Genomic DNA, 24,691 nt, shown 5'->3' with positions numbered 1-24,691 from the left:
GGACGCCTTTTTCCTATAAAACCGAAAACTCTTCATTTTTTAAATCTGTAATAAACATATGTCCCGGTGCATGTGTAATCATAATTTCCGGCTTCACATGCATGGCAACTGCCTGGGGAGTGACGCCACAGGCCCAAAAGACAGGTACCTCTCCATCTTTAATCGTCACGGCATCGCCAAAATCGGGCTGATGTATATTATTTATGCCGATTGCTTCGGGGTTCCCAATATGGACAGGGGCCCCATGAACAGAAGGGAAGCGGCTTGTCACCTGGACAGCCCGAATAGCTTCCTTCTCTGTCATCGGCCGCATACTCACAACCATTGGACCTTCAAACCGGCCAGCCTTCACACACTCAATATTGGTTTTAAACATCGGGACGTTCCGATTTTCCTCAATATGGCGGATAGGGATATTATTTTTCAGCAGTGCTTCTTCAAAGGTAAAACTGCATCCAATCAGAAATGCCACCATATCATCATCCCAATAAGAAGTGATGTCTGAAAGCTCTTCAGAGAGAACACCGTTTTTATATACCCTGTATTTGGGCAAATCGGTTCTGATATCAGCATTTGGAGCTGAAAGCATAGGCACAGGAGAACCAGGTTCGGTCACATCAATGATTGGGCAGGATTTTGGATTCCTTTGGCTGAAAAGGAGAAACTCAAAAGCCAAATCCTTTGGCAATATGGCAAGGTTTGCCTGAATGAAGCCGTTGGCCATTCCAGCTGTCGGCTTATCCCACGCCTTGCTGCGGATCAATTTGCGCGCCTCATCAGGATTCAATAGAGAAGGGGAGTTCATATAAAAATCTCCTTTCATGCTTATTTAAACAACTCAGGGATACCATTGATTAATGAGTAAACCCCCATGTAAGACATGGCAATCACGATAATGACTCCGAAAATGGTCATCCAGAGCGGATGTTTATAATCGCCGACAATTTTCGTTTTATAGGCAGCAATCAGCATTACACCTAAAGCGACCGGCAGGATAAGACCATTTAATGATCCAACTAAAACAAGTATTTTTACCGGCTTTCCAATTAAAACAAAGACAAACGTAGAAACGGCGATAAAACCGACAATTACCCATTTATGATGTTTCTCGACAGCTGGGCTCAATGTCCGAATGAATGAGACAGAGGTGTAAGCTGCACCGACTACAGAAGTGATGGCTGCTGCCCACATTACGACTCCAAACATTTTATAGCCAATATTGCCCGCTGCCAGCTGGAATACAGAAGCTGGCGGGTTGGATGGGTCCAGTGCCAAGCCTTGCGATACTACACCAAGTGCTGCGAGGAAAAGGAAGATACGCATGATGGAAGCAATCCCGATTGCACTCACAGAGCTCTTTGTGACTTCAGGAAGAGCTTCTTTTCCTTTGACACCTGCATCAATTAAGCGATGGCCGCCAGCAAAAGTGATATATCCGCCGACCGTACCGCCGACAAGTGTGATTATGGCCAGAATATCAATTTTGTCAGGAACAAACGTTTTGACAACAGCTTCACCGACAGGAGGCTGTGCAGTAAACATGACATAAAGAGTAAGTCCAATCATGACAAATCCTAAAATCTGTGTGAAGCGGTCCATTAATTTTCCTGCTTCTTTTACAAGAAAAATGCCGATTGCCAGAATTCCGCTTAAAAGAGCGCCAAATTCAGGCGAAATGCCGAAAATAACATTAGTACCTAAGCCGGCACCGGCAATATTCCCGATATTAAAAGCCAGTCCGCCCATGACAATCAGGGCAGCAAGGAAATACCCGAGGCCCGGCAGGACATCGTTGGCAATATCCTGTGCGCGCTTTTCGGAAACAGCAATGATTCGCCAGATATTCATCTGTGCACCAATATCAATAATAATAGAAATTAAAATGACAAACCCGAAGCTCGCAAGCAGGGTTTCTGTGAATACAGTCGTTTGAGTCAGAAAGCCTGGTCCGATGGCAGAAGTAGCCATAAGGAAAGCAGCGCCAAGCAATAGACTGGCATTAGATTGCTTTTTCATTCATTTTCCCCCAATAATTCAATTTGTGTTTTTTATGAAATCAGCGCTGTAAGGGCTGATGAGGCCGTTCGCGCTGGTGAATCCTTCGTGAACGGCATTCATTCGCACGTTTAAGACCACTAACGCTGACCAATCCGCCGTGAACGGAACTATTCCCCGATTAGTGGGTTTCGCACTTAACAAGTCACCAATTTTTCATTATCTCCATCAATACCAATTTTATTTCAAAAACTCACTGATTTTTGCCACCTGGATTCCCGCTTCATTCAATGCCTTCGGGATATATTGGGCAAATTCCAGAGCGCTTTCCCCATCACCATGTATGCAGATCGTATTGGCCTCAATGGAAACATCCGTACCCTGTACAGAAGTAACTTTTCCTTCTTTGACCATGCGGATTACTTGATTAACAGCAGCGCTGTGATCTGTAATTAGTGCATTGGTTTCCCGTCTTGACGTAAGAGATCCGTCCTCCTGGTATGTACGGTCTGAAAATACTTCATTGGCAGAACGGAGGCCAATTTTCCTTCCGGCTTTAACCAATTCGCCCCCTGAGAGACCGAACAGAATCAGTTCTGGATCCACTTTGTAAACAGCTTCGGCGATTGCTTCCGATAACGGCGCGCTTTTTGAGGCCATGTTGAACAGTGCACCGTGCGGTTTGACATGCTGAAGCTTGCCGCCTTCTGATTTAACAAAAGCAAATACTGCGCCAATCTGGTAGACCACCAGGTCATAGGCCTCCTGAGGCGTTATATTAATATCCCGGCGGCCGAAACCATGAAGGTCCTGTAGTCCCGGATGGACACCCAGGCCAACATTTTTCTCAAGCGCCATCCTGACTGTTTTTCTTATTGTCGCCGGGTCGCCGGCATGGAAGCCGCAGGCGATATTGGCTGAAGTAATGTAGTCCAGAATTTCCTCATCGCGCCCCATCTTGTAAGAACCAAAGCTTTCTCCCATATCACAATTAATGTCTACAATGTGCATGTTAATTTCCTCCTCTGGTTTTTAAAAATATCCCTTGTTTTAATTCCTTTAACTTCATTTCTCTCTTAATAAGTAACTGCTGCGCCTGTTCATTTGATATTTCTGCAAACCGTAAGGCATCTCCTGGTTTAGCCTGTGCCAGAAGGGGAAGGTCGACAGCAGCAACCTGTCCAATTTTCGGATATCCGCCGGTTGTCTGCCTGTCAGCCAAAAGAACAATCGGATTCCCATCGGGCGGAACCTGAATGGAACCGAAATTGACGGCCTCAGATATTTGTTCAGCATGCTCTGACAGTGCAAGGGCAGGGCCCTTCAATCTGTAACCCATCCTGTCCGATTGTGCCGTCACTTCAAAAGCATGATTAAACAGCTGTTCCCTGCTTTCGCGGGAAAATAAATCAAATTGGCGTCCCCTGGTGATTCTGATTTCCGGATTCCCTGCAGTTTCCGGAATGAGTTTTGAGGCAATGCCCCAGTCGTTTTCGACAAAAGTTTTATCAAGGAGCTGCTTTGACAGATATTCCGTCATTTTCAAAGACTGGAGAGAAGGTTTGCCGGTTTCCAGCACATCTCCAGACTTTAATGCTCTGCCTTTATATCCGCCAAGACCGGCGCGCAGATAAGTAGATTTACTGTTCATTACTTCCGGGACGGCAAAGCCGCCGGCAGCAGCCAGATAAGCCCGGCACCCTTTTTGACATCCGCCGAATTTAAGTTCACTGCCTTTTTTCACAAAAACCGATCGCCATGTCCGAATAGGCTTGCCATTGATCGAAGGGGAAAGGTCTCCGCCGCAAATTGAAATTAATGTGTCTTCTTCAAATGTCAGGGCAGGGCCCATCATCGTTATTTCCAATGAAGGATCATTTTCCTCATTGCCGGCCAGCAGATTGGCAATCCGATGCGAAAAAGGATCCATCGCTCCGCTGGCTATGATGCCAAACTTCTGATAGCCGGTTCTCCCCAGATCCTGAATGCTTGAAAGGAGTCCAGGCTTTAACACTTTAATCATTGATCCGTCTCCTCCCAATAATGGTATTCTTCCAGACTGATTGGCTTGAATTTAATTTTATCTCCAGCTGTTAACAAGGTAGGGGATTCATCCATTGGGCGAAACAGCTTAACAGGAGTACGCCCGATCAGCTGCCAGCCTCCCGGCGTCTCGATGGGGTAAATCCCAGTCTGCATCCCGGCAATTCCAACTGTACGCTCGGGAATTTTTAACCTTGGTGTATCCCGTCTTGGTGCGGCAATTTGTTCTGACATTCCGCCGATAAAAGGGAAGCCTGGCGCAAAGCCGATCATATAGACCAGATAGCTGCCTGAAGAGTGAATGTCTATTACTTCATCCGAGGTAAGGCCATTATGTTCGGCAACATAATCAAGATCAGGGCCAAATTCTCCTCCATAGCAAACCGGGATTTCGACAATTCTTGCTTCCATTGCCTTATTTTCCCCCAGCTCTTCCATAAGCGGTTTTATAAGGGAACAAATGAAATCAAATGGAAGCTCTCCATCTGAAAGCTGATAGATCTCAAATGGATTATAAAAAATAGTGACAGTTGTGTAAGCGGGTATGTATTCTATCATCCAATCTGGAGGATGTTTCTCGAGAAAAGCTGTCAGTGTCTGCACTTTTTGATGTGCACCCTCACTGATTTCATTCCCAAGTTCAATAAGAACAGCATTGTCTCCTAAAGGATGTACAGTGTATTCCATGATTTCACCAGCTTTCGCAATAAATGTAGGGAGCTGAAGGTTCAAAAAAATTATTCAGTAATAATAAATATCCATTTTCGCTGAGACGAAATACACACTTTATGCTTCCCTAAAATAAGGGAAATCAATATTTATTCACGTTAGAACGAAAAAATCTATTAGTAATTTTATATATTTATGCAATGTCTTCAGCTAAACAATATAATATCATATAATAGATTGAAAATTCTATTTGTGCAAATTATTCTGCCGGAAAGCGAAGCAGAATCTTCATAGTTTATTTTGTCCTCTAATATGGGAATAAAGTAGGGACATTATGAATTAGGGAGAGATTATTGTGGGTGCAGATAGAGAAATGAATTTATCGGAAAGATTTGAGGCTGCCTTTAACCGAATTCACAAAGCCTTGAAACAATCTGCTAAACAAGCCAGAACAGACCGGTTTTATAAGCTGATTGAAATACAGAAAAACCATTCGCTGATTCGATTATATGAAGATGATTTACATCAGTTTGCCAAGCTGAGAAATGCCATTGTCCATGAAAAAATTGATCTGGATTATTATATTGCTGAGCCACATCTGGAAACGGTTGTAAAAATTGAACGGATTGCCGGCCATTTTGAAAAGCCCAAAACAGCGATTTCGATTGCTGCCACACCGGTATTCTATTTTTATGAAGATGGCAAGCTTTCAGATGTACTGGCCATTATCAATAAGTTTTCCCATTCCCAGTTTCCCGTTTACTCGCGGAAAGAAGAATATTCCTGGCTATTAACCTCGGCTGATATTGTAAAATGGATGGCAGAGCACTTTACCGAAGAAACGATCCAGTTGAAAAAGGTGAAAATCAAGGAGCTTTTCAACAAGAAATCCAAGCATCAAATAGCGTTTGCCGGCACGAATACTTCTATTTTCGATTTGGAGGATATGTTTGAGGAATCCAGAAATAAAAATGAAAAGCTTGAAGGGATCATTGTTACCGAAAATGGAAAGCCGACTGAAAAACCAAAAGGCATCATTACAGCATGGGACCTGTTGGAGGCCGATTCAGAAAATTAGATGAGCGTTTATTAATGTTGCATGATTTAGAATTATAAAACTTTTTATTTGGGTATAAGTAATCCCTTCTAAAACTCCGGTAAAGATGATAATATAAACTGATAGTTCAATAGAAAATCCGTGTACACGGTAGAGGTTCTAGCTACCCTCTTTAAAAAACTAAGGAAAACAGGTCTGCTTTCTTAGTGGTCCTGTTTTTCTATGTTAAAGGAGAATTTTTATATGAAAAATGATAAAGCGCTCGTTGTATTCAGCGGCGGCCAGGATAGTACTACCTGCTTATTCTGGGCAAAGGAACGTTTTGCCGAGGTGGAAGCAGTCACTTTTAATTATAATCAGCGGCACAAGCTTGAAATTGAATGTGCCAAGCAAATAGCAAAAGATCTGGGAATCAGGCATCATATCCTTGATATGTCCCTGCTGAATCAGCTTGCGCCAAACGCACTGACCCGTGATGACATAGAAGTAAAAGAGGGAGAGGAAGGCGGACTTCCATCCACATTTGTGCCCGGAAGAAACCTTTTATTCATGTCCTTTGCCGGTGTGCTGGCCAGTCAGATCAATGCCAGGCATATTATTACAGGCGTGTGTGAGACAGATTTCAGCGGCTATCCTGATTGCCGGGATATTTTTATTAAATCACTGAATGTCACACTGAATCTGTCGATGGATGGGCAGTTTGTGATCCATACGCCTTTGATGTGGCTTAATAAAGCTGAAACATGGAAGCTGGCAGATGACTTGGATGCCCTTGAGTATGTGCGTAATAATACGCTGACATGCTACAACGGCATTCCGGCAGATGGCTGCGGTGAGTGTCCTGCATGCGATTTAAGACAAAAGGGACTTGAAGAATACCTCAATGAAAAGGGGGAGCTTTAAGCCATGTACGGATTTAGGATTGTTGATAAACTCCAGAAGATAAATGAAGACATTAAGCCGGATCAGCTGAAATACCACCATAAACGTGTAATGGTCAGCAAGGAATTCACTTTTGATTCAGCCCATCATCTGCATTGCTATGAAGGCAAATGCAAAAACCTGCACGGCCATACCTATAAGGTGATTTTTGGCATAAGCGGATTCGTGGATGACAGAGGGTTAATGATTGATTTCGGCGACATAAAAGAAATCTGGAAAAATGAGATTGAGATATACCTAGACCATAAGTACCTGAATGAAACGCTGCCCCCGATGAATACGACAGCCGAGAATATGGTTGTCTGGATTTATGAAAAAATGGCAGAAAGCCTGCAAAACAGAGTAGAGCAATATGATGGTGCAAGAGTTGAATTTGTGCGCCTTTTTGAAACTCCAACAAGCTATGCTGAAGCAAGAAGGGAGTGGATGGAGGTTGAGTAAGATTCCTGTACTGGAAATCTTCGGGCCGACCATTCAGGGGGAAGGAATGGTGATAGGCCAGAAAACGATGTTCGTCCGTACAGCAGGATGTGATTATTCATGCAGCTGGTGTGATTCCTCTTTTACCTGGGATGGAAGTGCGAAGGACAGCATCCGCCAAATGGAACCGGATGAAATTTGGAAAGAGCTGAAGGAACTCGGCGGGGACGGATTTTCTTTCGTAACCATTTCGGGCGGCAATCCTGCTCTTCTGAAAAATTTGGGTGAATTTATTTCTCTGCTTAAAGCTGAACGAATTAAGCTCTGCCTGGAAACACAGGGAAGCCGCTGGCAGGATTGGTTTTATGAAATTGATGAACTGACACTGTCTCCAAAGCCGCCGAGTTCAGGCATGAATACGGATTTCGATGTGCTCGATCTGATAGTGAACAAACTGCAGACCGGCAGAAGGGAAGATCAGCAGTTCTCACTGAAGATCGTTGTTTTTGATGATGAGGATTATGAATATGCCAAAAACGTATATCAGCGCTATCCCGGGGTTCCATTTTATCTGCAGGTGGGAAATGATGATACCGTAACAGCAGACGACCGGAATTTACTGCAGAGGCTGCTTGATAAATATGATTGGCTTATTGAAAAAACGATTCATGACAGTGAGCTGACAAATATTAAAGTACTTCCGCAGCTGCATACCTATGTATGGGGCAATAAGCGCGGAGTGTAGCATCCGGAAATCCCGCATTCAACATGCGGGGTTATTTTTATATAGTAATTGCAATATATGACAGATTTCGAGAAATCTATGGTATTATACGTTTGAACTTAACAAGGCATACGTGCTGTAAATTTCTATAGATAGGGAGAGTTAGATGACAGATAACACCATTATCCGGTTTAATTCGGTGACAAAAAGATATGATAATGACCCGCCTGTATTAAAAAATGTCAGCTTTGAAATTGAACGCGGGAAATTCTATACCCTGCTGGGTCCATCGGGCTGCGGGAAAACAACGATATTGCGGCTGATTGCCGGCTTTACTGAACCTTCTGAAGGGGATATTTATTTTAATGGAAAAATCATTAATCATGTTCCCGCCAACAAAAGACAAGTAAACACGGTTTTTCAGGATTACGCCCTGTTTCCGCATCTGAATGTGTATGAAAACATTGCATTCGGCTTAAAAATCAAAAAAATGAAGAAAGCGGATATCGAGAAGAAAGTAAAAGAAGCGCTGAAGTTTGTAAACCTTGAAGGCTACGAACACCGGAAAATTAAAGAAATGTCAGGCGGGCAGCGCCAGCGTGTTGCCATCGCAAGGGCCATTGTCAATGAGCCTGAGGTCATTCTCCTGGATGAGCCTCTATCCGCACTTGACCTGAAGCTGCGGACCGAAATGCAGTATGAGCTTAGGGAACTTCAGAGAAATCTTGGCATCACGTTTATTTTCGTCACACATGACCAGGAGGAAGCACTGGCCATGTCAGATGAAATATTCGTCCTTAACAGCGGAAGCATTGAGCAGAGCGGTACTCCTACTGATATTTATGACGAACCGATCAATCGCTTTGTAGCTGATTTTATTGGTGAATCCAATATTGTTGCCGGAACGATGATCAAGGATTATCAGGTGAAGTTTGCCGGAAGGTTATTTGAGTGTGTTGACGGAGGCTTTGAGCCGAATGAAGAGGTTGAGATCGTAATCCGGCCTGAAGACCTGGCTATTACAGCCCCGGATGATGGGAAGCTGAAGGTTAAAGTTGACTCCCAGCTATTCAGGGGAGTGCATTATGAGATCAGCTGCTATGACAGCGATGGCAATGAATGGCTCGTCCATTCGACCAAGAAGGCGACCGTCGGGAATCAAATTGGCCTTCATTTCGATCCTGAAGCGATTCACGTCATGAGGCATGGGGAAACAGAAGAGGAATTTGATAAGCGTCTCGAAGCTTATGAAGAGGGAAGCCATGAGAACTAATTCCCGCAATTTTTATTTAATTCCTTATGTGCTTTGGATTGCCCTCTTTGTTGTGACGCCTTTGCTTCTTGTTCTGTATTATTCGTTCTTTGATATTGAAGGGCATTTCACACTGGAGAATTATCGGAAATTCTTTACACCTGTTTATTTAAAAATGACGCTAAGCTCCTTTTGGTATGCCTTTTTAATTACGTTATTTTCATTGCTGATCGCCTATCCGACGGCCTACCTGCTGACGAAAACGAAGCATAAGCAGCTGTGGCTCTTATTGATCATCCTGCCATCCTGGATTAATCTGCTTTTAAAAGCCTATGCTTTCCTTGGCATCTTCGGAACATATGGTGCTGCGAATAGCTTTCTGGAAGCAATGGGAATCGGCGGAAGACAAATTCTGTTTACGGATTTCAGCTTTATCTTTGTGTCGGTTTATATCTTTCTTCCTTTTATGATATTGCCGATATTTAATTCTTTAGATGAATTGAATCCAACGCTTTTGGATGCTTCCAATGATTTAGGCGGTTCTTCCTGGGTAACATTCAAGCGTGTTATCTTTCCATTGACTCTGGATGGCGTGAAAGCAGGATGCCAGATTGTCTTTATCCCTGCATTATCATTATTCATGCTGACAAGACTAATTGCAGGAAACCGTGTCATCACTCTTGGAACCGCCATTGAGCAGCATTTCCTCGTGACACAGGACTGGGGAATGGGCTCAACCATTGCTGTCTTCCTGATTATCGCCATGGTACTCATTATGGTGCTGACTGGCAGAAGAAAGCGGGGGATCCTATAAATGAAAAAGAACAGGAAATGGCCGGCAGTATATTTGGCTCTTATCTTTATTATCCTGTACGCCCCGATTTTTTACTTAATATTTTATTCCTTCAACAGCGGAGGAAACATGTATCAGTTCGAAGGATTTACTTTGGATTGGTATCGGGAGCTGTTTGCGGATACGCGATTGCTCATCATTGTCCTGAACACTGTTATTATTGCTCTTTTATCTGCAGCGATATCGACCATCATTGGAGTGGCCGGGGCACTTGCAATTGCTTATGCACGAAAACGCAGAGTGAAAAACACGCTGCTATCATTGAATAATGTGCTCATTGTCAGTCCAGATGTCATTATTGGCGCGTCGTTTTTAATTCTCTTTACGATGATCGGACTTAAGCTTGGGTTTGTATCTGTTTTACTGGCACACATCGCCTTCAGTGTTCCGATTGTTGTCCTGATGGTTTTGCCTAAGATTGAAGAGATGAGCACATCGATGATTTATGCCGCCATGGATCTCGGGGCCAGCAGATTGGATGTGCTGACAAAGGTCATTCTCCCTTATATCACTCCTGGGATTTTCGCCGGCTTTTTTATGGCCCTGACCTATTCCCTGGATGATTTCGCCGTCACTTTCTTTGTTACAGGCAATGGCTTTACCACTTTGTCTGTTGAGATTTATTCTCTGGCAAGACGGGGAGTTTCATTAAATATCAATGCTTTATCTGCTTTGCTTTTCCTATTTACCATCATTCTGGTTACAGGCTATTACTTTATTACAAAGCGAAATGAGAAGCCAAATGGAATGGGGGTAAGGCAATGAAGAAGCTTATTCAGGCGCTCGCCGCCGTATTAATCGTTTCATTCGCCTTGTTGTACATCGTTTCCGGGCTGAATTCCTCCCAGGGCTACACAAGCGGCAATACATTAACCATTTTTAACTGGGGCGACTACATTGATGCAGACCTGGTGGATAAGTTCGAACAGGAAACAGGCATTAAAGTCATCTATGAAACATTCGACTCCAATGAAGCGATGATGACGAAAATTGAACAGGGCGGCACAGCCTATGATATTGCAGTTCCATCAGAATATGCGATTGAAAAAATGAAAGAGGAAGACCTGCTGCTGCCGGTTGATCATTCTAAAATTCCAAACCTGAAATATATAGATCAGCGTTTTATGGACCTGCCTTTTGATTCGGGTAACAAATATTCGATTCCCTATTTCTGGGGCACAGTTGGAATTCTTTATAACACGGATATTTTAGGAGATAAAAAAATCACAAGCTGGAATGATTTATGGAACCCTGAATTTAAGAATCAGATCCTGCTGATAGACGGGGCAAGGGAAGTAATGGGCATGGGGCTCAACAGTCTTCATTATTCCCTGAATGACAAAAATACAGACCATTTGATCGAAGCTAAAGAAAAACTCGATCGACTTACACCTAACATTAAGGCTATTGTGGGTGATGAAATCAGAATGCTGATGGAAAATGATGAAGCCGGCATCGGCGTGGTTTGGTCCGGCACTGCACAGGAGCTTATGTGGGAGAAGGACAATCTTGAATATGTAGTCCCGGAAGAAGGCTCCAATCTCTGGTTTGATAATATGGTCATCCCTAAGACTGCTAAAAACCCGGAAGCGGCCCACATGTTTATGAATTTCATCCTTGACCCGGAAAATGCGGCGCAAAATACAGAATACGTCGGGTATTCAACGCCAAATCAAGAGGCGCTTAAATATATGGACGAAGAAACAATCTCTGACGAACGTTTTTATCCGGATGAAGAAATGACAGCCCGGCTGGAGGTTTATGAGAACCTCGGAAAAAGGATGCTCGCTTATTATAATGAGCTTTTCCTTGAGTTTAAAATGCATAAGAAATAGGGTACTGCCAGGATTTAAGATCCTGGCAGTTTTTGTATTGGAACTGATTCATGGATTTAGGGAATGCTAGCGCAAAGGAGGATGGAAAAATGAAGAGATTCTTCAGTATATTTATATTGATTTTTTCATTCGGAAGTATAGGTACTCCCATAAGTGCTGCCTCTCAAAAACCCGAATTGGCCATTGTCATTGACGATCTTGGGAACAATATGAGGGGAACAAAAGAAATGATGGAGCTGCCGGTGACCTTGACGGCTGCCATCATGCCTTTTATGCCAACGACAAAAGAAGATGCAGAACTGGCAAATAAAAATGGGCATGAAGTAATCGTTCATATGCCGATGGAGCCGAAAAGAGGAAAAAGGAGCTGGCTTGGGCCTGGGGCAATCACAACAGATTTAACAGATGAAGAAATCCGCAGCAGAGTAGAGAGCGCCATTAAAGAAGTCCCCCATGCGGTCGGCATGAATCATCATATGGGTTCAAGAGCAACTGAAAATGAACGGGTCATGAGGGTTGTCCTTGAAGTATGCAAAAAACACGGTTTATTTTATCTTGACAGCAAAACAACCGGAAAAAGCGTCGTCGGCAAGCTGGCAAATGAAATAGGTGTTCCTTATGTCGAAAACAATATTTTCTTCGATGATATTTACACGACAGCACATATCACAAAACAGGCTGACAGACTTGCTGAAAAACTCGTCAAAAAAGAACGGATCATCGCAATCGGCCATGTCGGAATCACAGGTACAAAGATGGTTAGTGTGCTTAAAGAGTATATACCTGTCTATAAAGAGAAAGCACAAATTGTCCCGCTGTCAGAACTGATTCCAGGCTACGAACTTATTGATGAAGGACCATAGAAAAAATTAAAGCTGCAAGCCCTGAGCGGTTTGCAGCTTTAATGGTGTGTGTGAAAGTGGTCTAGTGGCGGTATAGGTGCATCTCACTCACCTATACAGGTGGCCGCCCACATTCCGGTCTGGTTAGTCCCGCAACGATAGCGTTTAGAAGAGGTGGGCGACCGTGAATATAGTATATGCAAAGACGGTGAAAGGATGCAAAGACTGCTGATAAAATATTTGAAAAACTTTCAGGATTAAAATATCCAGTCATTGCAAAACATAATATTGTCAGTATTTTCAACAAGTACGGCATATTCCTGCTTTATAAGGGGTATGTAAGGAATAAATCAAAAGAAAAGGGGTGACCTGTATGCTTTGGACCTTAGCAGGTATTTTGCTTGTATTATGGATTCTGGGATTAATATTTAAAGTAGCTGGAGGCATTATTCATATCCTGCTGGTAATAGCAGCGATCATCATTGTGGTTAACTTTATTAGAGGAAGAGCATCGGGTAGGGGATAGCAGGCAAAGCCTTCTATATAAGGAGGCTTTCCAAATATACTTTACATAATATTATTATAATAGACAAAGATTAAAAAGAAAAACCAGCCCCAAGGAAGGGGCCAGTTCCGGTATCATGCTATAACCAATTCTGCCTTCAATTCTCCAGCAATCTCCTGGACTTCACTGCCTTCCAATGTTTCTTTCTCCAGAAGGGCTTCTACCAGTTTCTCAAATTGAGGCTGATGATTGGCGATAATCAATTCGCATCTTTCTAGTGCTTTTTGGAATAGATCCTGCATTTTAGCTTCTTTTTGTCCTTTGTTGAAAGTAAGCTCGAAGCCGTTATCAAGTAACCCTGTATCAACCATTTGCTCTATGATATGCTTCGCTTGTTTAACATCACCGCTTACCCCAATGCTGTGCTCGCCAAGAATCATTCGTTCTGATACGCCGCCGGCGAGAATCATGGCAACCTGGTCAAGCAATTCACTTGTTGTCGATAAATGAAGTTCTTTTTGGATAGGAGCTACATACCCAAGCGCTTCGCCTCGCGGAATAATGGTTGCTTTCCGGACGGATCCAGGTTTTGTTAGGGCAGCCACTAATGCATGGCCAGCTTCATGGATTGCAACCCGCTGCTTCGTTCCAACATCCTGCAGAGCACGCGTGGTGGTTCCCAAAATAGTACGGTCCAGCGCATAATCTAAATCTTCTTTTGAGATAATTTCCTGGCCGTTGCGGACAGCTCTGCGGCTTGCCGTTTCGAAAAGGGAATGAAGATCTGCACCTGAAAAACCGGAAGTGCTTTCTGCCAGATCGCCAAGAGTTGTCATAACATCTTCAGCCAGTAATCTATTTCGAGTATGAATGTTAATGATCTCTCTCCGGCCCTTTGTATCTGGAAGAGGGACGTTGAAGGAGAAGTCAATCCGTCCAGGACGCAGGAATGCTTCGTCCAGCATATCCTTCCGGTTTGTGGCGGCAATAAATAAAATTCCATCATTTGAATGTCCGCCGTCCAGCTGGACCAGAAGTTCTGTTAACGTTTTTTCACTTTCTTCTCCGCCATGCTGCTTTCTTCGTCCTGCAAGTGCATCTACTTCATCAATAAAGACAACAGCAGGAGAATGCTTTCTGGCATTTTGGAAAAGGTTCCTGACACGGGAAGCTCCCACACCGACGAATAATTCATTAAACCCGGAACCGCTTGTAGAGAAGAAAGTGGCTCCCAGTTCCTTGGCGATTGCCTGAGCCAGCAATGTTTTTCCCGTTCCGGGAGGTCCGTATAACAGAATTCCCTTCGGCGGCTTGATGCCCATTTTTATAGAGCGCTCAGGCTCTTTTAATATGGAAAGAGTCTGCATAATTTCCTCTTTCATTTCCTCCTGAATTCCGCCAACATCTTCAAGCGAAATGGAAGGAAGGGCTTTAGGCTTCGAGACACTTTGCTTCATTGTATTTGTAGCGCCCATACCGCCTTTCCCTGACTTAAACAGGTAAATTCCAACGGCAATGAACAAAATGACTATACCGCCAAGAACCCAAGGGGTATATGGTCCTGTGGCTGCAAATGTATATTGTATATTATAGGTTTCTACTAATTTATCAACCATATCGCTGTTGGGAGGCACATGGGAGATGTACTCACCATCAGGGGCGGTGATTAGCAGTTTTCCATTTTTATATTCCTGTACTGCAACAGTCTTTCCATCCTGGGAGGCTATAATTTTTTCCACAGAAGAAAACGGGACTGTCACATCCTTATTTCCTGCTTGTACGGTCCAAATAACCGCCGCCAAAATCACTGTGACCACCAATGCAATAGCAACAATCGTCGAAGGCTTTTTGAGACGTGATTTCAACTAATTCCCTCCTCATTGAACATACCTACATTATAAGGAATTAAAAATGTTAATAAAAGGGTTTAACTCTTTTTAAACGTTGTAAATTATGGAAAAATAATATTCTTTATAAGAAAGTGTGCTACAACAGCGTTCAGATGCTTTTAATTTGTGAAAAACTTGTGACAGGCAGGGAGGATACCTGTTAGATATATTTAAAAACATTTCACCAGGAACCCTTTTCACTTTTACCAATTTCATATATACTAAAAGCGGATAATTTAATAACGTGCCACAAGGGGAGCATATCGCTGAGAGTGAACAGTCCGCTGTTCTGACCCTTTGAACCTGTTAGTTAATGCTAGCGCAGGAATGTGGAATAATAAAAGGCAGATGTATTTTTCTGCCTGCTTGTTCTCCCTTGGGGTATCGTCATACGATTAAAGGGGGATTTTTTTATGAAAAAATTAAGCTTAACCGCGATGATAGAGGCTTCATTTTTTGCAGCCTTTGCTATCATTCTTGATTTCCTGCCATCCATTAAGCTTTCGCCATCCATTTCCATATCTGCCGCGATGATTCCGATTTTTATTCTGGCTTTCAGGCGGGGCTTTAAGGTCAGCTTCATTGCTGGCCTCTTATGGGGGATTTTGCAGATTGCGATGGGGGATGCCTGGATTGCCACTCCACTTCAGGCATTTATTGAGTATTTTGTGGCATTTGCCTGTATCGGCTTTGCCGGTTTGTTTTACCGGGTTATCCAAAATCAGCTGCGGGCAGGCAACAAGAAGAAGGCATTGGCATGGGTTGTCTTAGCCATATTTGCCGGAAGCCTTGCCCGGTATTTCTGGCATTTCATAGCAGGTGTGCTCTTCTTCGGAAGCTATGCGCCAAAAGGGATGTCACCTGTCCTTTTTTCCTTCCTGGCAAACGGGTCAACCATGCTTGGAGCGTCAATTCTCTGCTCGATCCTGGCCGTGTTAATTATTTCGTCCGCACCGAGATTAATCATTCGAAAATCGGATGAAGGTCTTCAAACTCATAAGAACGCTTCCTGATAAGGTGAAACTTCAATCAGTGGGGGTTTTCTTTATCCCCCGCTGATCGTTAGTCCCGTTCTAGTGTCGCTAAGATCTCCGCTAGCGCTTCGAAAAATCGACACTACGAACCCGATTGGTTCAACTAAGCCTCTGCCTGCGCGTCGGCAAGGTTGACTGTATCTCACCAATCGGGCCTTTACGGGCAGTTTGACCCCCACTTATCCATCCATGGATTCATCTAAAAGTCAAGAAGTGGGGTCTTACTGCCCGTTGGACTGCGATAAATGTGCCTCTTTGATTTAATTCAAAGAGGTTTTTTAAAAGATAAGAAAGTATAAAATTTTGAACGTCGATAACTGTCTAGCGCAAGCAGCCTACCCCCTCGAGGTCACAAGCTTGTCTAGTTGCGGCTCCTAGGGACTCGGGGTCATAAGCCGTTTCCTTTCAGAAGGAAAAACGCCTTCTTACATGAACCGTCTTATGCCTGTCGTCCCTGGGCAGTCGCCTACACATTTCGGACAATCCTCCCAAAAAGGCAAAGAACGCCTTTCCGGGAGGCTCGTCTTGTGCTTGTCGGGGGTGGGCAAGGCGCTTGCGCTTTTCTTATATATTAGGAAATTGCTCCTGAAAAATGGGTATATTACTCAAAAAGGGGAGTGAAGAAATTGTCCAATACTTTGCAGGGAAACATTATTACAGGCGTATTTGATGCGGAAACCAGAGCTTTTGAAATCCAAAAAATAAAAAGCTTTACTACTCAGTCGGTCCTCAGCAAAAACCAATGTGAAACTCTGTATAACTATCTATCCCTTCATGAAGAAGATGAGGGAGGGCAAATCATTACTCTCTACGATCAAATGCCGCTCATGCTGACCCGGCAGGAAATATGCAGTCTGAAGAAAGATTTGGAGAACATTAAAAAGCTATATCAGTAGAAAATTGCTTTGCAGCTTGCAGAGCTTTTTCTTTGCGAAAGTAATTTTGACAAATTTGTGACAAAAAGTTTGACAAATTTGTGAACATAGTTAGAATATTAATTAAAAGGGGATGAAAATATGACTTTAAAACAGCAAAAGGTGCTGCATTTTTTTAGAAATGTGACTGCTGCCGGTATCCTTTTAGGATTCATTGTATTTATTTCAAGTTTTTTTGTAAGCGGCATCACAGGCGAGTATGTATTATCCATCGGCTTAAGCATTATGGTTTCTTCCATGCTGCTGTTTGGATTCGGATTTTTTATCAATGTAATGGAAGAAATGACAAAGGGAAGCAAGGGAATCAGACAATACAAATAAAACCGGCCTCCAAAAGGGAGACCGGTTTTTTGTATTATCAGGCTCATGGTTCGCTGTTCTTGAATTAATGAGCCGCGTGCCCGGAAGTCAGAACCCAAATTGAACCCACTACAATAACAATAACCATAAATACGGCATAAATCATATTCACTAAGTTCGTCTTGCCGTCTTCACCTTCTCTTAAGTGCATGAACATGAACAGCTGCATGCCTGCCTGAACAACAGCCAGTGATCCGATAATCCACATGATTACTTTAAAAGAAAGGTTCGTTTTTAAAGCAATTCCTGCTGCTGCAAATGTCAGAGCAAGGGAAACGACAAATCCAATGACATGGCTTATCGGGAAGCTTTTTGATTGATGATGTTCCATTTAAGCCACCAGTCCTTTCAGATACACAAATGTGAAGATAAAGATCCAGACAACATCAAGGAAGTGCCAATAAAGGCCGATAATAAACGTTTTTCTTGCAGTAGTAGGGGTAAGGCCTCTTTTTAAAAGCTGGATGATGACCATCGTTGCCCAGCCAATTCCCAATGTTACGTGAGCTCCGTGTGTTCCCAGCAAAACAAATAAGCTGGAAAGGAACGCGCTTGTCTGCATCGTTGCGCCTTCATGGGCATAATGAATAAATTCATTAATCTCCATGAACAGGAAGCCTGCGCCTAGAGCCAGGGTAATCACCAGCCAGGTGATTAGCCCTTTCAGGTTATGCCGGCGCATTTCAAAAATGGCAATGCCCATTGTAAAGCTGCTTGTCAAAAGGAGGACTGTCTGAATCATGACATCCTTGATCACAAAAATGTCTTTATGTGTTGGTCCTCCTGCAAAGCGTTCATATAAAACTCCATATACTCCGAACAGAGTGGCAAACAGGACGATTTCAGCGCCAAGGAAAACCCAGAAGCCGAGAATATTCATGCGGTCCTGTTCAGTTTGATATTCAAGGGGCAAAGAAGTATCCACTTTAGCTGACATGATCATGCACCTCTCCTTCTGTTTTTCTCCAGGCATTTTCAATTCGGTGAATTTCATCTTTTTTAACATGGAAGCCTTCATTGTAATCGAATGAACGGATAATTAATCCTGCAAATATGCCGATACCGGCAACAGCCGCAGCGATGTGCCATTCAAACACAAGGAAGAAGCCTGCGATGCCAAAGATTACACCCATATAAATCGGTACCCATGAGTTACTTGGCATATGAATTTCTTCAATTTCACTGTCATGCAATGTTAAGCCTTCATTCTTTTTCTTCATGTGCCAGAATGGATCAAGAGATTTCACTTCCGGCAGCTTCGCAAAGTTATAGAATTGAACAGGTGATGCAGTTGACCACTCCAGTGTTCTTGCATCCCATGGATCGCTTGAGATGTTTCTGTCCGCATAGCGGATGCTCCAGTAAATGTTGTAGCAGAATACAGCGAATCCGGCTGCGAGAACAATAGAACCAATGGCCGAAAGCATGAATAACGGTGCAAATCCGGACTCGGCAGAGTAAGTGTATGCACGTCTTACAGCACCGTTTAATCCAAGGAAGAACATAGGCATGAATGTTACGTTAAAGCCGATAACGAATAACCAGAAATGCCATTTTCCGATTTTTTCATTCAGCATGAAGCCGAACATTTTTGGCCACCAGTAGTACAGGCCTGCAAATACCGCAAATACTACACCCGGAATTAATACATAGTGGAAGTGGGCCACAAGGAATAAAGTGTTGTGATATTGATAATCCGCTGCACCCATTGCCAGCATGACGCCTGTAACCCCGCCGATGACGAAGCATGGGACGAATGCCAGTGCCCAAAGCATGGCGGACGTAATTTTTATGCGGCCTTTACGCATCGTAAACAGCCAGTTGAACATCTTGACTCCAGTCGGTATGGCAATCGCCATCGTCGTGATGGAGAAGAATGAGTTAACCGCAGGGCCTGAACCCATTGTATAGAAATGGTGAACCCATACAACCATACTTAAGAGCGCAATTCCCAGGATGGAAAATACCATCGATTTATATCCAAACAATGATTTTCTTGAGAAAGTTGCAATAACCTCTGAGAAAATCCCGAAAGCAGGAAGGGCAACAATGTAAACCTCAGGATGTCCCCATAGCCAGAACAGGTTAGCCCAAAGCATATCCATTCCTCCGCCTGACACTGTAAAGAAGTGTGTTCCATACAGACGGTCGAATGTCATCAATGCCAATGCAACTGTGAAAATTGGGAAAGCAGCCACAATCAGAATGGATGTTACAAAGGTAGTCCATGTGAACATAGGCATTTTCATCAGTGTCATGCCTTTTGTTCTCATTTTCAAAATCGTGACGATAAAGTTTATACCTGTCATTAGAGTACCGATACCAGCAATTTGCAGTGCGACTGCGTAAAAGTTATTGCCGATTCCCGGGCTGAATTCCTTGCCTGCAAGAGGGAAGTAAGATGTCCAGCCTGCATCAGGCGATCCTCCGATGACAAAGGAAATATTAAATAGCATAGCTCCGCTGAAAAACAGCCAGAAGCTTAGAGCATTCAGCTGTGGAAAAGCAACGTCACGCGCACCGATCTGCAGCGGAATGACAACGTTCATTAAACCAATTAAGAACGGCATAGCCATGAAAAGAATCATAATAACGCCGTGTGTTGTAAAGATTTCATTATAGTGCTGGGAATTCAAAAATTCCATTTCAGGTCTCGCTGTCTGAGCTTTCATCAGCAAGCCGTCCATTCCGCCGCGGAAAAACATCAATACTGCGGAGATGATATACATGATACCGATTTTTTTATGATCAACTGTAGTCAGCCATTCTGTCCAAAGGTATTTCCACTTTTTTAAGTAAGTGATGCCAGCGACTGCACCAATCATCGTTAACAATATAGCAATCTGTGAACCTAGTATAAGGGGGTCCCCAGTAATAAAAAACTCATCCCATTTAATGCCCATGATGGTCACCTCCATGGTTTTCTTGACTATCATGGCTTTCTTCTTCGCCATGACCTTCGATTACGTTTGGATTCTCATTTTTATAATTGTCATCTTCTTCGAAGGTTTTACCTTGATATCCATGCCCTCTGTAGAGCTCAGGATTTGTATAAGCCTTCGAATTTGGATCAGCATGATTGACCCATTCTAAATGAGTATTGGAATATGTCAGTCTTCCTAAATGAGTAGGCTTCAGCAGCCCTTCATACTCATCTTCCGTTAGCTTGGGAGCTGTATCCTTAACGTCGTCAACCCATTGGTCAAAATCTTCCTGGGTTTGTGCAAGCACTTCAAATTTCATATCCGCATATCCACGGCCGTTAAAGTTCGTGTTCTGGCCTTCATAAGATCCAGGGTTGTCTGCAACAAGATACAATTCTGTTTCCATTTTTGGCATGGTATACTTTTGTCCGCCAAGTGCAGGCACCCAGAAAGATTGCATCGTGCTTGCGGAAGTCATTTTGAAGAGTACAGGCCTATCTTCGGGAATATTGACATAGTTCACCGTCTCAATTCCTTCTTCTGGATAACTGAAAATCCATTTCCAGTCAGCAGATGTTACATGTATGGTAATAGGCTCTTTTTCTTCGTAGCCTTTTGGTGCTTCTTCGAGAGCATAAAGTGTTTTTACGGTCGGGATCGTTAATGCAATAACAATTAAGATCGGAATCCCGGTCCAGATAATTTCAAGGAGTGTGCTTCCATGTTCCTCAGGCGGTTCATAATCCTTATTTTCTGGTTTCTCACGATATTTCCAGACAATGTAGCCGAATAATCCAAATACGACTACGACCACAAGAAGCATCCAGATCAGGGACCAGTTAATTAATTCTGTAATGCTTCTTGCAACAGGGCCCTGCGGTTCAAACACAACCATATTACAGCCGCTTAGAATAAGCATCGGCAATATAGCTGTTAAAGAGAGCAGCATTTTCTTCATCTGATGTTTCATCTCCTTTAAACAAAAACTATTGTTAAATAATTCACAAATAATGTGCGTATTTTCACAAATAAGTCAAAAAAATATATAGCTGGAAAAATGCACACCCTTGAAACTCTTATTTAACTTAGTTATCACTGTGTAAATGATATTAACATAAGCAATTGTGAAAAGTTGTGACAAAACTTAGAAGGAAATAAATGTAAACCTCATAGACAGTTATTCATTTTCTGCAAATAGCTTTAAAACAACGTTTTAACACCATAATTAATTTTTGAACAACTTTTGAACATTGTTAGAGGTTAGTTTTTACCAAGGAAGTTTTTCGATAATAAAGGAAAAAATACGAAAAATTAGAATCCTGTTGCAGCATGAAGAACTTTTGTAACCTGCATATTAATATTTGTCAGAGACCTGCAAAGGCTCTTTCTTATTAATTGAAAAATACAGAATAGTACAGTAACATGAAGTAAAAATAGATAGAGACAGGGTGAGGACATGATTGATTTAAGAAGCGATACAGTTACAAAGCCGACTGAAGCTATGAGAAAAGCGGCTTATGAAGCGGAAGTTGGAGATGATGTTTATGGAGAGGATCCTTCCATAAATCAACTGGAGGAGACAGCAGCTGAAGTGCTGGGAAAGGAAGCAGCTCTTTTTGTAACAAGCGGAACACAGGGAAATCAGATCGCCATTTTAACACATTGCCGCCCTGGCAATGAAATTATTCTCGAAGCAGAGAGTCATATTTTTTATTATGAAAGCGGAGCAGCTTCTGCGTTTGCCGGCGTCCAGACGAGAACATTAAGCGGGACAAGAGGGGCAATGATTCCTTCTGATGTAGAGTATGCCATTAGGGGAGAAGATCAGCATTTTCCTGAAACTGGCTTGATATGCCTTGAAAATACGCATAATAGAGCCGGCGGTGCCGTTATACCCGTTGATAATATGAAAGAAATTCATAAAGTCGCAAAAGCCAATAACGTCCCTTTACATATTGATGGAGCAAGATTATTCAATGCCGCAGCAGCACTGAACCTGCCGGCTTCCGAATTAGCAAAGCATTGCGATACTGTCCAGGTATGCCTATCCAAAGGGCTTGGTGCTCCTGTTGGATCAATACTGGCAGGAAACAGAGATTTCATAGCAGCCGCCAGAAAATGGCGCAAAAGACTCGGCGGGGGACTCCGCCAGGCTGGCATCATAGCTAATCCTGGCCTTATTGCATTAACACAAATGAGAGAACGCCTGGCAGAGGACCATGAAAATGCCCAATACCTTGCACAGCAGCTTGGCCAAATCAAAGGAATTGAAATTGTAAATCAAGTGGATACAAATATCATTGTGGCAGATGTGAAAGATCTCAAGATGAATTCATTGGAATTTGTTGAAAAATTAAAAGCTGAAGGAGTTCTTTCAGGAACTTTTGGACCTAGTTATGTGCGTTTTGTTACTCACTATGATGTAAACAGAAGCCAGCTTGAACACGCAATAACAGCCATTCAAAAAACAGCCGATCAAATCATTTAACCAGATAAAAAACGCATGTCAACCCGGCATGCGTTTTTATTTTTAGAAATATCTCTGCAGTGGAGCAGCAGTATAGTGCTGGGAGTGCAAATGACTCTGATGCCAAACGCTGTGATAGGGATAGCCCTGATGGATAGGCTGACACCAGGGACCATACTGCACCTGTGGATAACCATGATAATGGGCACCATTCATGCCGGTAATAATATATTGCCTCAAACAAATTCCTCCTTCATCTTTTATTAATGGATTATTAGTAAAGCTTCTTGCTTTTGGCACGAAACTAAATAAGACATCCGAGTTGATCTTCGCTGTGGGCACTTGATCCTCGAAAATGCTGACGTATTTCCTTCGTGCGGTGTTCATTCGAGGAAGCTTATTCAATGTTCTGCGGGAAGAGAGGGAAGTGTGAGACCCCGCAGGCGAAGCCGGGGAGGCTCGCATTCCTCCCCGCGGGTTCGCTGGTGCCTGAAGCGGTAATCAACGGCCAGTATTCATAAACATAAAACAACAATCTTTAGTAATAAATCTTTATAAATAAATTATGCAAAGCCTTTTAAAGCGGTCTCTAAATAACTACTCATTTTTTCCACCTATACTTTTCGTCTTACTCCGTAAGATAAAAAAGTAAAACTAACACTTTTAAAAGGAGAATAAAACCATGTTTTTTAAGAAAAATTTTCTTCTCGGTGTTTTCCTGATACTAACGCTTGCTGCATGTAATAATACTCAGCAGGGCATGGACTCAGGAGAGTTAACCGGGGATAACCTGGAGGATATTAGCAACACCAATAATGTGAACGTGGACAGAGAAAGACGGGGAACAGCTCCTCTTGAATTACAAAAAGTAAATAATGGGTACCTCACCATTGATCCTAACTCATACAGCACTGCAACACCAAGCCAGGAATTCCCTCATAGCCAATTAGCTGATGATGGCGGAATGCCATTGTACCAATTTGGAGAGGGCAATCAGCAAAATCAGGGAATGGAAGGCGCACAGGCTGAAGGGCGTCAATTTGCTCAGCCATTTGGCCAAGAGGGCCAGCAGCCGCAAGCACCTTCTCAAAACCCTCCACAGGAAGGGACAGGACCGGCTCCTGAAGGACAAGGTGAACAGGCACCAGCAGCTCAAAATGATGAAATAAACAACTTTGAATCAAAAGTAATTCAATTAACTAATGCAGAGCGGGAGAAAAATGGCCTTAATGCTTTAAAATCAGATAAACCGCTAAGTGGTGTAGCACAGGCGAAATCAAATGATATGCAGCAGAAAAATTACTTTTCCCATACTAGTCCAACTTATGGTTCGCCATTTGACATGATGAGGGATTTTGGGGTCAATTATAGCAGCGCCGGCGAAAACATTGCTATGGGTCAGCAGACTCCAGAACAAGTGGTTCAAGCATGGATGGAAAGTGAAGGACATCGAAAAAATATATTAAACGGCACCTTCACACATATTGGTGTAGGATATACGGATGATGGATCTTACTGGACACAAATGTTTATTGCAAAATAAAGAAACAAAAAGGAAATCGGCGCATTAGCCGATTTCCTTTTTATTGATTAAAGGTTCAAGCTGCGTTTTTAAATCATCAAGAAGTTCATGGATGGTCATTTCTGTATCTGTTTGCCCTTTATCAAGAGCAGATTCCAATAGTTTTGCAAAATCACTAAAGTTAGATTTCATAATAGACACCTTCAAACAGCAATGTATTTTATGACTCTATACCCTGTTTAGTTTTCTTAAAACTCACTATATACTATTAACCTGCCGGCTGAGGCGTGAAAAAAAATGAACATTCATTCAGCCATTATTTTTTGCATAAATGATTGAAACCTCGTAAAGTCGGGTATAAAATACTCATAATATTTCACGCCTGCCCCCATACCTGTCATTTGAACAGCGAATAGTATAGCA

Annotated in this window: 27 protein-coding genes and 2 riboswitches; of the genes, 15 read left to right on the top strand and 12 right to left on the bottom strand. The window is 42.8% G+C overall.

Translation table 11 applies throughout. The features are described 5' to 3' along the window. Nucleotides 1-13: 13 nt before the first annotated feature. The 5 genes from PBF_RS15725 to pxpB form a co-directional block, all read right to left on the bottom strand. Nucleotides 14-805, bottom strand: coding sequence for a putative hydro-lyase (locus PBF_RS15725; protein WP_035330890.1), 792 nt, complete (start codon nucleotides 803-805; stop codon nucleotides 14-16). A gap of 20 nt (nucleotides 806-825) precedes the next feature. Beyond that, a complete protein-coding gene (locus tag PBF_RS15720) occupies nucleotides 826-2,016 on the bottom strand; it encodes an NRAMP family divalent metal transporter (RefSeq protein ID WP_035330889.1) in 1,191 nt (396 codons plus the stop codon). Nucleotides 2,017-2,235: 219 nt separating this feature from the next. Further along, nucleotides 2,236-3,006: a LamB/YcsF family protein gene (locus tag PBF_RS15715; RefSeq protein ID WP_035330888.1), complete on the bottom strand. Its 771-nt coding sequence runs from the start codon at nucleotides 3,004-3,006 to the stop codon at nucleotides 2,236-2,238. Between the two features lies 1 nt (nucleotide 3,007). Next, complete coding sequence (locus PBF_RS15710) at nucleotides 3,008-4,018, bottom strand: biotin-dependent carboxyltransferase family protein (protein ID WP_035330887.1); 1,011 nt, start codon at nucleotides 4,016-4,018, stop codon at nucleotides 3,008-3,010. After that, nucleotides 4,015-4,725, bottom strand: coding sequence for a 5-oxoprolinase subunit PxpB (gene pxpB, locus PBF_RS15705; protein ID WP_035330886.1), 711 nt, complete (start codon nucleotides 4,723-4,725; stop codon nucleotides 4,015-4,017). Before pxpB ends, PBF_RS15710 begins: the two co-directional genes overlap by 4 nt. A gap of 337 nt (nucleotides 4,726-5,062) precedes the next feature. Here pxpB and PBF_RS15700 point away from each other — a divergent pair, with 337 nt between their 5' ends. The 10 genes from PBF_RS15700 to PBF_RS25895 all read left to right on the top strand — a co-directional run bounded on the left by PBF_RS15700 (nucleotide 5,063) and on the right by PBF_RS25895 (nucleotide 13,158). Further along, entirely contained in the window at nucleotides 5,063-5,785 is a 723-nt protein-coding gene (locus PBF_RS15700; protein WP_235192271.1) for a CBS domain-containing protein, read from the top strand. A gap of 126 nt (nucleotides 5,786-5,911) precedes the next feature. Further along, nucleotides 5,912-5,954, top strand: a riboswitch (PreQ1 riboswitch). A 53-nt stretch (nucleotides 5,955-6,007) separates the two neighbouring features. After that, nucleotides 6,008-6,667, top strand: a complete 660-nt coding sequence (gene queC / locus PBF_RS15695; protein ID WP_035330885.1) for a 7-cyano-7-deazaguanine synthase QueC — start codon at nucleotides 6,008-6,010, stop codon at nucleotides 6,665-6,667. Between the two features lie 3 nt (nucleotides 6,668-6,670). Then, nucleotides 6,671-7,147 carry a 6-carboxytetrahydropterin synthase QueD gene (gene queD / locus PBF_RS15690; protein WP_035330884.1) on the top strand — a complete coding sequence of 159 codons (477 nt, stop codon included), beginning with the start codon at nucleotides 6,671-6,673 and terminating at the stop codon, nucleotides 7,145-7,147. Continuing rightward, the gene (gene queE, locus PBF_RS15685; protein ID WP_035330883.1) at nucleotides 7,140-7,871 is read left to right on the top strand and encodes a 7-carboxy-7-deazaguanine synthase QueE; all 732 of its coding nucleotides are present in this window, start codon (nucleotides 7,140-7,142) and stop codon (nucleotides 7,869-7,871) included. The genes queD and queE overlap by 8 nt, the downstream gene beginning before the upstream one ends. Nucleotides 7,872-8,016: 145 nt before the next feature. Further along, a complete protein-coding gene (locus tag PBF_RS15680; RefSeq protein WP_035330882.1) occupies nucleotides 8,017-9,123 on the top strand; it encodes an ABC transporter ATP-binding protein in 1,107 nt (368 codons plus the stop codon). Then, nucleotides 9,113-9,916: an ABC transporter permease gene (locus PBF_RS15675; protein WP_035330881.1), complete on the top strand. Its 804-nt coding sequence runs from the start codon at nucleotides 9,113-9,115 to the stop codon at nucleotides 9,914-9,916. Before PBF_RS15680 ends, PBF_RS15675 begins: the two co-directional genes overlap by 11 nt. Next, nucleotides 9,917-10,720: an ABC transporter permease gene (locus tag PBF_RS15670; protein ID WP_035330880.1), complete on the top strand. Its 804-nt coding sequence runs from the start codon at nucleotides 9,917-9,919 to the stop codon at nucleotides 10,718-10,720. After that, on the top strand, nucleotides 10,717-11,790 hold the full coding sequence (locus tag PBF_RS15665) for an ABC transporter substrate-binding protein (RefSeq protein ID WP_035330879.1): 1,074 nt from the start codon (nucleotides 10,717-10,719) through the stop codon (nucleotides 11,788-11,790). Before PBF_RS15670 ends, PBF_RS15665 begins: the two co-directional genes overlap by 4 nt. Before the next feature lie 89 nt (nucleotides 11,791-11,879). Beyond that, complete coding sequence (locus PBF_RS15660) at nucleotides 11,880-12,653, top strand: divergent polysaccharide deacetylase family protein (protein WP_035330878.1); 774 nt, start codon at nucleotides 11,880-11,882, stop codon at nucleotides 12,651-12,653. A 352-nt stretch (nucleotides 12,654-13,005) separates the two neighbouring features. Next, the gene (locus PBF_RS25895; protein WP_113880971.1) at nucleotides 13,006-13,158 is read left to right on the top strand and encodes a lmo0937 family membrane protein; all 153 of its coding nucleotides are present in this window, start codon (nucleotides 13,006-13,008) and stop codon (nucleotides 13,156-13,158) included. Between the two features lie 113 nt (nucleotides 13,159-13,271). Here the strand turns inward: PBF_RS25895 and PBF_RS15655 are convergent, their stop codons facing one another. Beyond that, complete coding sequence (locus PBF_RS15655) at nucleotides 13,272-15,002, bottom strand: AAA family ATPase (protein ID WP_035330877.1); 1,731 nt, start codon at nucleotides 15,000-15,002, stop codon at nucleotides 13,272-13,274. A 266-nt stretch (nucleotides 15,003-15,268) separates the two neighbouring features. Continuing rightward, nucleotides 15,269-15,371, top strand: a riboswitch (TPP riboswitch). Between the two features lie 68 nt (nucleotides 15,372-15,439). On the opposite strand from PBF_RS15655, the gene thiT reads away from it, so the two are divergent. The 3 genes from thiT to PBF_RS15640 all read left to right on the top strand — a co-directional run bounded on the left by thiT (nucleotide 15,440) and on the right by PBF_RS15640 (nucleotide 17,316). Then, on the top strand, nucleotides 15,440-16,039 hold the full coding sequence (thiT, locus tag PBF_RS15650) for an energy-coupled thiamine transporter ThiT (RefSeq protein ID WP_035330876.1): 600 nt from the start codon (nucleotides 15,440-15,442) through the stop codon (nucleotides 16,037-16,039). Nucleotides 16,040-16,686: 647 nt separating this feature from the next. Beyond that, a complete protein-coding gene (locus PBF_RS15645) occupies nucleotides 16,687-16,956 on the top strand; it encodes a hypothetical protein (RefSeq protein WP_035330875.1) in 270 nt (89 codons plus the stop codon). 120 nt (nucleotides 16,957-17,076) lie between these two features. Further along, entirely contained in the window at nucleotides 17,077-17,316 is a 240-nt protein-coding gene (locus tag PBF_RS15640) for a hypothetical protein (RefSeq protein WP_035330874.1), read from the top strand. A 64-nt stretch (nucleotides 17,317-17,380) separates the two neighbouring features. Here the strand turns inward: PBF_RS15640 and qoxD are convergent, their stop codons facing one another. The 4 genes from qoxD to qoxA are packed head-to-tail and all read right to left on the bottom strand — an operon-like array spanning nucleotide 17,381 to nucleotide 21,237. Further along, nucleotides 17,381-17,686: a cytochrome aa3 quinol oxidase subunit IV gene (gene qoxD / locus PBF_RS15635; RefSeq protein ID WP_035330873.1), complete on the bottom strand. Its 306-nt coding sequence runs from the start codon at nucleotides 17,684-17,686 to the stop codon at nucleotides 17,381-17,383. After that, on the bottom strand, nucleotides 17,687-18,292 hold the full coding sequence (qoxC, locus tag PBF_RS15630) for a cytochrome aa3 quinol oxidase subunit III (RefSeq protein ID WP_009334518.1): 606 nt from the start codon (nucleotides 18,290-18,292) through the stop codon (nucleotides 17,687-17,689). It lies immediately after the preceding gene. Beyond that, complete coding sequence (gene qoxB / locus PBF_RS15625; protein WP_035330871.1) at nucleotides 18,282-20,258, bottom strand: cytochrome aa3 quinol oxidase subunit I; 1,977 nt, start codon at nucleotides 20,256-20,258, stop codon at nucleotides 18,282-18,284. Before qoxB ends, qoxC begins: the two co-directional genes overlap by 11 nt. Continuing rightward, complete coding sequence (qoxA, locus tag PBF_RS15620; RefSeq protein WP_035330870.1) at nucleotides 20,248-21,237, bottom strand: cytochrome aa3 quinol oxidase subunit II; 990 nt, start codon at nucleotides 21,235-21,237, stop codon at nucleotides 20,248-20,250. Before qoxA ends, qoxB begins: the two co-directional genes overlap by 11 nt. A gap of 498 nt (nucleotides 21,238-21,735) precedes the next feature. On the opposite strand from qoxA, the gene ltaE reads away from it, so the two are divergent. Next, nucleotides 21,736-22,767: a low-specificity L-threonine aldolase gene (gene ltaE / locus PBF_RS15615; RefSeq protein WP_035330869.1), complete on the top strand. Its 1,032-nt coding sequence runs from the start codon at nucleotides 21,736-21,738 to the stop codon at nucleotides 22,765-22,767. Nucleotides 22,768-22,809: 42 nt separating this feature from the next. On the opposite strand, the gene PBF_RS26165 is transcribed toward ltaE, so the two are convergent. Beyond that, nucleotides 22,810-22,986, bottom strand: coding sequence for a hypothetical protein (locus PBF_RS26165; RefSeq protein WP_160169262.1), 177 nt, complete (start codon nucleotides 22,984-22,986; stop codon nucleotides 22,810-22,812). A 442-nt stretch (nucleotides 22,987-23,428) separates the two neighbouring features. Here PBF_RS26165 and PBF_RS27215 point away from each other — a divergent pair, with 442 nt between their 5' ends. Next, nucleotides 23,429-24,289: a CAP domain-containing protein gene (locus tag PBF_RS27215; RefSeq protein WP_035330868.1), complete on the top strand. Its 861-nt coding sequence runs from the start codon at nucleotides 23,429-23,431 to the stop codon at nucleotides 24,287-24,289. A gap of 24 nt (nucleotides 24,290-24,313) precedes the next feature. Here PBF_RS27215 and PBF_RS26525 read toward each other — a convergent pair whose 3' ends face one another. After that, a complete protein-coding gene (locus PBF_RS26525; RefSeq protein ID WP_200870056.1) occupies nucleotides 24,314-24,460 on the bottom strand; it encodes a hypothetical protein in 147 nt (48 codons plus the stop codon). Nucleotides 24,461-24,691: the final 231 nt, after the last annotated feature.

Source organism: Cytobacillus firmus DS1 (assembly GCF_000565285.1).
GTDB lineage: Bacteria > Bacillota > Bacilli > Bacillales > Cytobacillaceae > Cytobacillus > Cytobacillus firmus_A.
Note: the sequence above shows the minus strand (reverse complement) of the source record. Positions and strands in the feature narration are given on the sequence as shown.

Coding starts and splice junctions, on each gene's coding strand:
- PBF_RS15725 (WP_035330890.1), bottom strand. CDS start 805: ATGAACTCCCCTTCTCTATTGAATCCTGATGAGGCGCGCAAATTGATC.
- PBF_RS15720 (WP_035330889.1), bottom strand. CDS start 2,016: ATGAAAAAGCAATCTAATGCCAGTCTATTGCTTGGCGCTGCTTTCCTT.
- PBF_RS15715 (WP_035330888.1), bottom strand. CDS start 3,006: ATGCACATTGTAGACATTAATTGTGATATGGGAGAAAGCTTTGGTTCT.
- PBF_RS15710 (WP_035330887.1), bottom strand. CDS start 4,018: ATGATTAAAGTGTTAAAGCCTGGACTCCTTTCAAGCATTCAGGATCTG.
- pxpB (WP_035330886.1), bottom strand. CDS start 4,725: ATGGAATACACTGTACATCCTTTAGGAGACAATGCTGTTCTTATTGAA.
- queC (WP_035330885.1), top strand. CDS start 6,008: ATGAAAAATGATAAAGCGCTCGTTGTATTCAGCGGCGGCCAGGATAGT.
- queD (WP_035330884.1), top strand. CDS start 6,671: ATGTACGGATTTAGGATTGTTGATAAACTCCAGAAGATAAATGAAGAC.
- PBF_RS15680 (WP_035330882.1), top strand. CDS start 8,017: ATGACAGATAACACCATTATCCGGTTTAATTCGGTGACAAAAAGATAT.
- PBF_RS15675 (WP_035330881.1), top strand. CDS start 9,113: ATGAGAACTAATTCCCGCAATTTTTATTTAATTCCTTATGTGCTTTGG.
- PBF_RS15670 (WP_035330880.1), top strand. CDS start 9,917: ATGAAAAAGAACAGGAAATGGCCGGCAGTATATTTGGCTCTTATCTTT.
- PBF_RS15665 (WP_035330879.1), top strand. CDS start 10,717: ATGAAGAAGCTTATTCAGGCGCTCGCCGCCGTATTAATCGTTTCATTC.
- PBF_RS15660 (WP_035330878.1), top strand. CDS start 11,880: ATGAAGAGATTCTTCAGTATATTTATATTGATTTTTTCATTCGGAAGT.
- PBF_RS25895 (WP_113880971.1), top strand. CDS start 13,006: ATGCTTTGGACCTTAGCAGGTATTTTGCTTGTATTATGGATTCTGGGA.
- thiT (WP_035330876.1), top strand. CDS start 15,440: ATGAAAAAATTAAGCTTAACCGCGATGATAGAGGCTTCATTTTTTGCA.
- PBF_RS15640 (WP_035330874.1), top strand. CDS start 17,077: ATGACTTTAAAACAGCAAAAGGTGCTGCATTTTTTTAGAAATGTGACT.
- qoxD (WP_035330873.1), bottom strand. CDS start 17,686: ATGGAACATCATCAATCAAAAAGCTTCCCGATAAGCCATGTCATTGGA.
- qoxC (WP_009334518.1), bottom strand. CDS start 18,292: ATGTCAGCTAAAGTGGATACTTCTTTGCCCCTTGAATATCAAACTGAA.
- qoxB (WP_035330871.1), bottom strand. CDS start 20,258: ATGGGCATTAAATGGGATGAGTTTTTTATTACTGGGGACCCCCTTATA.
- qoxA (WP_035330870.1), bottom strand. CDS start 21,237: ATGAAGAAAATGCTGCTCTCTTTAACAGCTATATTGCCGATGCTTATT.
- ltaE (WP_035330869.1), top strand. CDS start 21,736: ATGATTGATTTAAGAAGCGATACAGTTACAAAGCCGACTGAAGCTATG.
- PBF_RS27215 (WP_035330868.1), top strand. CDS start 23,429: ATGTTTTTTAAGAAAAATTTTCTTCTCGGTGTTTTCCTGATACTAACG.
- PBF_RS26525 (WP_200870056.1), bottom strand. CDS start 24,460: ATGAAATCTAACTTTAGTGATTTTGCAAAACTATTGGAATCTGCTCTT.